At 57.6% G+C, this 8,015-nt stretch carries 7 protein-coding genes; 3 read left to right on the top strand and 4 right to left on the bottom strand.

What is annotated here, in order from left to right; genetic code table 11:
* The coding region (locus tag ACODTY_RS22690) for an Lrp/AsnC family transcriptional regulator (RefSeq protein ID WP_488996441.1) at positions 1–382 on the top strand (382 nt) is incomplete at its 5' end.
* Between the two features lie 30 nt (positions 383–412).
* On the opposite strand, the gene ACODTY_RS22685 is transcribed toward ACODTY_RS22690, so the two are convergent.
* The 4 genes from ACODTY_RS22685 to ACODTY_RS22670 form a co-directional block, all read right to left on the bottom strand.
* Complete coding sequence (locus ACODTY_RS22685; protein ID WP_488996443.1) at positions 413–1,669, bottom strand: Zn-dependent hydrolase; 1,257 nt, start codon at positions 1,667–1,669, stop codon at positions 413–415.
* A gap of 227 nt (positions 1,670–1,896) precedes the next feature.
* Positions 1,897–2,679 (bottom strand): amino acid ABC transporter ATP-binding protein, encoded by a 783-nt coding sequence (locus tag ACODTY_RS22680; protein WP_488996442.1) that lies wholly within the window; start codon positions 2,677–2,679, stop codon positions 1,897–1,899.
* A 70-nt stretch (positions 2,680–2,749) separates the two neighbouring features.
* The gene (ehuD, locus tag ACODTY_RS22675) at positions 2,750–3,427 is read right to left on the bottom strand and encodes an ectoine/hydroxyectoine ABC transporter permease subunit EhuD (protein ID WP_488996440.1); all 678 of its coding nucleotides are present in this window, start codon (positions 3,425–3,427) and stop codon (positions 2,750–2,752) included.
* Between the two features lie 290 nt (positions 3,428–3,717).
* Positions 3,718–4,602, bottom strand: coding sequence for a substrate-binding periplasmic protein (locus ACODTY_RS22670; protein ID WP_488996439.1), 885 nt, complete (start codon positions 4,600–4,602; stop codon positions 3,718–3,720).
* A 271-nt stretch (positions 4,603–4,873) separates the two neighbouring features.
* Here ACODTY_RS22670 and ACODTY_RS22665 point away from each other — a divergent pair, with 271 nt between their 5' ends.
* Positions 4,874–5,539: a GntR family transcriptional regulator gene (locus ACODTY_RS22665; protein ID WP_488996438.1), complete on the top strand. Its 666-nt coding sequence runs from the start codon at positions 4,874–4,876 to the stop codon at positions 5,537–5,539.
* A gap of 495 nt (positions 5,540–6,034) precedes the next feature.
* On the top strand, positions 6,035–8,015 hold a 1,981-nt coding region (locus ACODTY_RS22660; protein WP_488996437.1), incomplete at its 3' end, for a GcvT family protein.

Here is an 8,015-nt window from a genome sequence, read left to right as displayed (position 1 = left end):
GATCGTCAATCTCTCTGCTCCGGCGGTTCAGCGCCGAATAAAGCGAATGGAGGAGACCGGCGTCATCCAGGCCAATGTGGCGATTGTCGACCCGGTGAAGGTCGGGCAGCCTATCACGTTGTTCGTCCAGGTATCGATGGAGAGCGAAAGAATAGACCTCTACGAAAGCGCCAAGCGGTCGTTCGTCGCCACCCCTGAAGTGCAGCAATGCTATTATGTGACGGGCGATGCCGACTTCATGCTCGTAATTTCCGTCCGCTCGATGAACGACTACGAGTCGCTAACGCGGAAGCTCTTTTTCCAAAACAACAACGTCAAGAGTTTCCGAACCTTCGTCGCCATGGAAAGAGTGAAGATAAGCATGTCGCTGCCGTTGGACTGAAGAAGGCATTCCAGCGGCAAGGTCGCGCAGTCACAGCGCGGCATCTTCCTCTTGGCTCCCGCAAAGGCGGCATACGACGTCCATCAGGACGTTCGCTCCCGCTATGAGGTGGTCGTCAGAGGTGCGTTCCTTCGGATTGTGGCTGATCCCACCGATGCTCGGTACAAAAATCATGGCGGCCGGAGCGATCCTCGCCATCATCTGGGCATCGTGCCCCGCGCCAGATGTCATCCGTTTGCAAGTGAGACCGCGGTTTGCCGCGGCTGTCTCGACCTGTGCAACAATCCGCTGATCGAAGGACACTGGCTGGAATCGCGCCAGCCGCTCGGTCGATATCGAAACCCGCTCCTCCTCGGACAGTTTGCCGAGGAACGTTGAGAGCGCCGCTTCCTCTTCCACTAGCCGGTCTTCATCGGGATCGCGAAGGTCGACGGTAAACGTAGCCCGCGACGGGACGACGTTAATGGCGTTTGGCTCGAAACTGATGCAGCCGACTGTCGCGACAGTGGGGGTGTTGGAAGCACGAGCACGATCACGGAGGAAAGTGATGACACGCGCCGCGGCGTGACCGGCATCCCGTCGCATCGAGATGGGCGTTGTGCCGGCATGGTTCGCGTCTCCTTCGATCGTTACCCTCTGCCAAGAAATCCCCTGCAGGTTTTCGACGGCACCGACCGCCACACGTTCCCGCTCTAGAATTGGACCTTGCTCGATGTGCAGTTCCACATAGGCATACGGTTTCATGAAGCCGGGTTCGTGCGTGCCCAGATATCCGATCCGGGCGAGCTCGGCCCCCAGCGTGGCGCCGTCGGTGCCTTGAGTCTCCAGCGCCTCATCGACATCGAGGCCCTTCGCATACACCAATGATCCCATCATGTCGGGCGCATACCGCACGCCTTCCTCGTTGGTGAACGCGCAGACGACGAGAGGACGGGACGGCGCAAAACCGCTTTCCTTCAGACTCTGGATCACCTCCAGGCCGGACAGAACGCCATAGCATCCATCGTAGATGCCGGCGTTGATGACTGTGTCTATGTGAGAACCGACCATAAGCGGTTCGACGTCGGCCACTTCGGCTGGCCTCCACATGCCAAAAATGTTGCCGATGCGGTCGACAGCAACTTCAAGCCCGGCGTCAGCCAGCCAGGATGCAAGCTGATCTCGACCCTGCTTGTCGGCATCGGAGGCCGCAAGCCTCGCAAGCTTCCCTTCACTGTCCCGGCCGATTTCGCCAAGAGCTGCGATCCGCCCCAGAAGGCGCGAGGAATCGATTGAATGATCGGCCACTTTCAGCTCTCCTTGGCTTTGCTTGCCCGCGCCGGAGCGCTCTAAGAAATAGCCAATCGAGAACGAAATTTGGACTGATTCCGGGGGCTGCTGACGCAATTTTGGCTCGTTGGCTGGCGTTTCATGAAACGCTATTGCAAATCAGCTTCCCGCCACCATATCGCCAGCGGCGTACGCATAGGCTGCGAAACGAGCGACGGCACTTTGACGGGTCCGTTCTGAACGACCTAGTGACCCAGAATCTGGCTGAGGAAAAGCTTCAGCCGATCGGTATGCGGGTCTTCGAATACGCGCCTCGGAGGACCCTCTTCTACAATCTCGCCCTGGTCCATAAATATCACGCGGTTAGCGACCCGCTTTGCGAAACTCATTTCATGCGTCACGCAAACCATCGTCATTCCGCTCTCCGCCAGCCCGATCATGGTGTCCAGCACTTCTTTGATCATCTCGGGATCAAGTGCCGATGTCGGCTCATCGAAGAGCATGATTTTCGGACGCATGCAGAGCGCCCGGGCTATGGCAACTCGCTGCTGCTGGCCCCCAGAAAGCTGACCGGGATACTTTGCCGCCTGGTCGGGGATTTTCACCCGCTCCAGATAGCTCATCGCAAGCTCGTTGGCCTCTTTCTTTGACGCGCCACGAACCTGAATCGGTGCGAGCGTACAATTTTCCAGGATTGTAAGGTGGGGAAACAAATTAAATGCCTGAAACACCATCCCCACTTCGCTGCGAATCCTGTCGAGCGACCGCCTGTCGTCGGTGAGTTCGATGCCATCCACAACAACACGCCCGCGCTGATGAACTTCGAGGCGGTTGATGCAACGGATCATCGTGGACTTTCCTGATCCCGATGGCCCGCAAACAACCACGCGCTCACCTTGCGCCACCGTGAGCGATACGCCTCGGAGCACATGAACGTTGCCATACCATTTGTGCATCCCCTCAATCATGATCGCAGGCGGCGCTTCGTCACCGATTGGCTGCTGAAGGTGTTTCACTGGTTGAGGCATAAGTTTCCTCTGGAGTTCGTTGGGATGACGGTTGGCATTGTTGATGCCCATTGAGCACGAGAAGTTGGCTCTAACGGCCGTATGCTCTGGTCATGCGGCGTTCCAGGTACTGAACGAGCAGCGATCCGGGATATGAGAGAACCAGGTAGATCAGGCCGATAATCGTATAAATCGCAAAGTATTTGAAGTTCGAAGATGCCGTTACCTGGCCAACAAACATCAACTCGTGGACGGTAACCGTTGACGCCAAGGCAGTGTCTTTGAATAGCGATAGAAAATAGTTCCCGAGCGGCGGGACAACGATACGAAACGCTTGAGGAATGATAATGAAGCGCATTGTCTTGCTATGAGAGAGCCCAAGAGCCGTAGACGCTTCGATTTGCCCGTGAGGGATCGCTTTGATGCCGGCGCGGTAAACCTCGGATATATACGCCGAGTAATTCAATGTGAGCGCCAGCACCGCTGCCAGGAAGGCGGATATCGAGATCCCGAAGGCTGGAAGCACGAAATAGACGTAGAACAATTGAAGGATTAGAGGCGTCCCTCGCATTATCTCGACATAGGTGCTTGCCAGCCATCGAACGGCATTGACCGAACTCAAGCGCATGAGCGCGACGACCAGCCCAAACACCAGAGCGAGCAACGTTACCACCAAGGTCAACTCGACCGTGGTGAGTGCTCCCATCAGGAGGTCCGGTAGATAGGATTGCACGTCGGAGAAATCGAACAATGCAGTCAGCTGTTCCAAGTGAATGCCCCTATGAAGCGCGAGGTCAAATTTAGTGCAGGTCTTTTCACTGCGATGCGATCCGGCATCGGAGCCTGCCCCTTGGCCGCCTAGGCGACTGCACCTGACCTATTGGTTCTACCGACCTGTCAGGCGGGGCTTAACCGCACCGCGTACGATCCCAGCAAAAGTAAGCCGTCTCCGGCTGTTGCTGCGACGGTCGCCGATGGTAGACGAGCGAATGCGATGCTCGCCGGGAGTTAGACGGCCGCGTTGACTTTGCGCGGCCGTCTATGATCTTGGGAGGCGCCTTATCTGAGCGGATAATTGAACAGATTGCTGGCCGGCAGCCCAATGATGGGCAGGAACTTGGCCATTGTTCCGTCTGCCCGCATCTCGTCGACGGCTCTCGAGAACGCGAAGTTGAGATCCACGTCATCCTTGCGAAGCGTGTAGCGCGCGTAGCCAAGCTGAATCTCTGGCGGAATCGCCATTTTCGACGCTTCGAGGGAAAGGCCTGGGTTTTTGGCGATGAAGGTCAGGATCTTCATGTCGTCGTCGACGATTGCGTCCAGACGGCCGGCGGAGAGGTCAGCGAAAGCTGCGTCGCTCGTCGTATAGAGCTGCAACGCCTTCAGGTCTTTGCGCCCTTCCATCATCACTTGATAGACGCTTCCCCGGTAGACGCCGACCGTCTTTCCGGCAAGCGACGGCCAATCCGTCAAGCCGTGCGGATTGCCCTTCTGCGTCGCAACAGCACCGCCGTAGAAGTACACTGGCGAAGTGAACGCGACGACGGCGAGGCGCTTGGGGTTCTCGTGCAGATTGTCCGCCACGAGATCAACGCGCTTGGACAGCAGTCCTGGAATTACGCTGTCCATCGGCATGACTTGCCATGACAGCTTCGAAATCCCGAGGCGGCGGGCCGCTTCCTTGATGATCTCGATGTCGATACCTGCCGGCTCCTTGGTTTTCTCGTCCTGGTAGGTGAACGGAAAATCGGGAACGACAGCGACGGTGATCCCGTCCTTTTTGGCGTGCTCGTAGGAGCCATCCCCGCCCGTGAATTTAATGCCCGGGATCACTCCGTTCTTGCCGTATTCATCGTCAGCCGCTCGAGCCGAGCTCGCGCCGATCGCCAGCGCAACCGCTGCCAGCATGAAGCAATGGCGGCCGAATGTTCGCAGATTTTGCATGCCTTTTCCCCTGTGGTTTGCCTCAGTCTTGAACCTTTGCGGGGAGGAGCTTATAGTCGATGGTCGACAATAGTCAATCCGGAATGATGACTAGGCTTGAAAAGGGGGATGCGATGTTCGAGGGAACCTGGAAGGCAAGCACTGCGCCGAGGGGCGCCGGCCCAGCTGGAATTTCGGCGGATTACCGTTCACCGCCAGTCACTTGAGGACTCAAGCGGAAAGAGCCATTAATAAGTGCGTCGTTGCACCGTGAAATTTGGGCGAAATACACATGAAATTGGCGAAAGTGCGCAAATTGCCGGCGGATTTGCAGGCCGTTCATACTCTCAGGGAGGCCATAATCTCGGGTGCTATCGCGCAAGGAGAAAGGATCACCGAGAGCGAACTGGCATCACAAATGGCAGTGTCGAGAGCTACGATTCGGTCAGCCTTGCAGCAACTTGCCTCCGAAGGTCTGACAACTCTGAAGCGGTATAGCGGATGGTCGGTACTGACGCTTTCCGCTGATGACGTTCAGGAACTGTATAATCTCCGATCAGCCTTGGAGCGCCTTGCCGCGAGGCTTGTCGCGGAAAAGATGGATCCGGTCAAAAAAACCAAAATCCAAAAAAGCCTCTCCCAGCTAACAAGAAGTTGCGAAGAGGGCGACCATAGCAAGATCGCGGAGTCAGACTTCGATTTTCACAAGCAGATCATCTTGCTAGCAGATAGCGATCGGTTAGCAACCCAGTACGAACTGATCGAACCTCAGATCAGAGTATATATTGGCGCGATTGATACAGTTGTATCCGAGTCAGACGTTCTCATTGATCAGCATACTAAAATAGCTGAAGCGATAATTGGCGGAAATGTTGAGGCGGCCGGGAGCTTATCCGAGGAGCACAACCTCATTGACGGGAAAAAATTTTACCACCATCTTCAGCGAGAAGAGGCTTGATTAGGTATTAACTAGGCGCTCCAAGCGAATTTTTGGACCCACGTCGGCGCGGCGATTAAAGCCATGGGTCGGCGCTCCACGATCTCATCGAAGTGCGTGAAGGCTCGCGTTTTTTTCGGCCTGCCTCGTCGACTTTCAAGTCGGCATCAGCATCCGCTCGGCATGGTTTAGCACGTGCAGCCGCTCAAAAAATTGTCGACCATCGACAATTTCTATTCCCATTTTCTGGATTCCTTCGTATGGTCCGCTCGGCGGCAGGGGCAAGGTTCGACCGCTCGCTTTTCCAGCGCAGAGGCCGTTCGAACGCGGCCTGGCAGCAAGAATGGGGAGCTGGCTGAGCCCGGCCTGGATGGCCGCCGCGAGCAAATAGAATGATCCGAAAATCGACCGATGCCACGAGGTGGTTGGGGTTCGAGATTTTCGGGATGGGACGCTCTCCTGAACACGGAAAATCGGCGGTCGAGCGACACGCCATAGCTTACTGAGGAATAGTTCATGTCCAATCTTCCTGAAGAGGCGCAGGTCGTCATCATTGGCGGAGGTATCGGCGGCGCGTCGATCGCCTATCACTTGGCGAAGCGAGGCGTTACTGACGTTCTCCTTCTCGAGCGTGATCGGCTGACCTGCGGGACGACATGGCACGCAGCGGGACTGGTGGGCACGCTTTGGCCGACCAAGAACATGACCCAGCTCGGTGCCTATTCGCATCGGCTCTACCAGGAACTAGAAGCTGAGACGGGCCAGGCGACGGGATACAAGCGCAACGGTTCGATTTCGCTAGCCCAGACAACGGCGCGACTTGAGGAATTGACCCGCACCGCGGAGATGGCCCGGGTATTTGGCGTTGAGGTCGAAGTGGTCGGACCGAAGACGCTTGGAGACCTATATCCCGGCATTGACACCAGCGACCTGGTCGGCGGTCTCCACCTGCCGAAGGACGGACAGACCAACCCGATCGACGTCACCATGGCGCTTGTCAAAGGGGCGCGCATGAACGGCGCCACCGTCCGCGAGGGTGTGACCGTCATCAAGATCCTGACCGATGGCGACAGGGTCACCGGGGTCGAGACCAGCCAGGGAACGATCCGTGCAAAGAAAGTTGTCCTGACCGGGGGCATGTGGTCACGCGACCTCGCCAAGCAGGTCGGCGTGGTGCTGCCGCTCTTTGCCTGCGAGCACTACTATGCCGTCACCGAGCCGATTCCCGGCTTGCCAGGCAGCCTCCCGATCATGCGAGACTTGGACCACGGCGTCTATTTCAAGGAAGACGCCGGCAAACTGCTCATCGGCTTCTTCGAGGACAACGCAAATCCGCTTCCGATGTCCAAGGTTCCGGCCGATTTCAGCTTCGGCGAACTGCCGTATGAACTCGAGCACTTTGAAAGGTATCTCGAACGGGCGATGGTCAGGTATCCGGCGCTGGAGCGGACAGGCATTTCGACATTCTTCTGCGGGCCGGAGAGCTTCACCGTCGACAACCAGCACCTCATGGGCGCGGCCCCGCTGCTGAAAAACTTCTTCCTCGCCTGCGGATTCAACAGCCGCGGCATCGGCGGAGCCGGCGGCATCGGCAAGGTCATGGCCGAGTGGATCGACCTTGGCTATCCGCCTATGGATGTCTGGGAGAGCGACTGCCGCCGTGCCATGCCCTTCCAGGGCGACGAGACCTATCTGGAAAACCGTGTGGCCGAGGCGCTTGAGCGATCCTACGCGATGCACTGGCCCTACTACCAGTATCGCTCAAGCCGCGGTATCCGGAAGTCGCCATTCTACGATCGCTTGGTCGAACTGGGCGCCGTGCACGGAGAGGTCGCAGGGTGGGAGCGTCCGAACTGGTATGCGCCCAAGGGCGTCAAGCCGGAATACGAATACAGCTACGGCCGGCAGAATTGGTTCCAGTACGCCGCCGAGGAGCACAAGAACGTTCGTGAAAACGTCGGCTTCTACGATCTGACCTCCCTCGCAAAATTCAAGGTCACCGGCGGAGATGCCGAGAATCTCCTCCAGCGCCTCTGCTGCGCCGACATCGCCGTGCCCGCCGGCAGGCTGGTCTACACGCAGTGGCTGAACGAACGGGGCGGGATCGAAGCCGACCTTACCGTGGTCAAGCTTGGCGATCGCGAGTTCTTGATCACAACCCCCTGCGGCAGCCACGTCAAAGATTGGTCCTGGCTTCTGAGCCATGTCGAGCCCGGCTCCGACGTCAGCATCGAAGACGTGACGGACGGATTTGGCGTGATCGCCCTGCAAGGTCCGAAGTCGCGTGCGCTGTTCCAGTCGCTGACCGATGAGGACCTTTTGAACGATCACTTCGCATTCGGCACAGGGCGCTGGATGACTGCGGGAGGAGTGCGGCTTTGGGCGCAACGGATCTCCTATGTCGGCGAACTCGGCTGGGAAATCTACATTCCTGCAACTGACGCAATGGCGTTCCTGGACGCTCTATTGGAAGCGGGAAAGGAATTCGGACTGCGCC

The sequence above is a fragment of the Mesorhizobium sp. FG116 genome, assembly GCF_057809835.1.
Note: the sequence above shows the minus strand (reverse complement) of the source record. Positions and strands in the feature narration are given on the sequence as shown.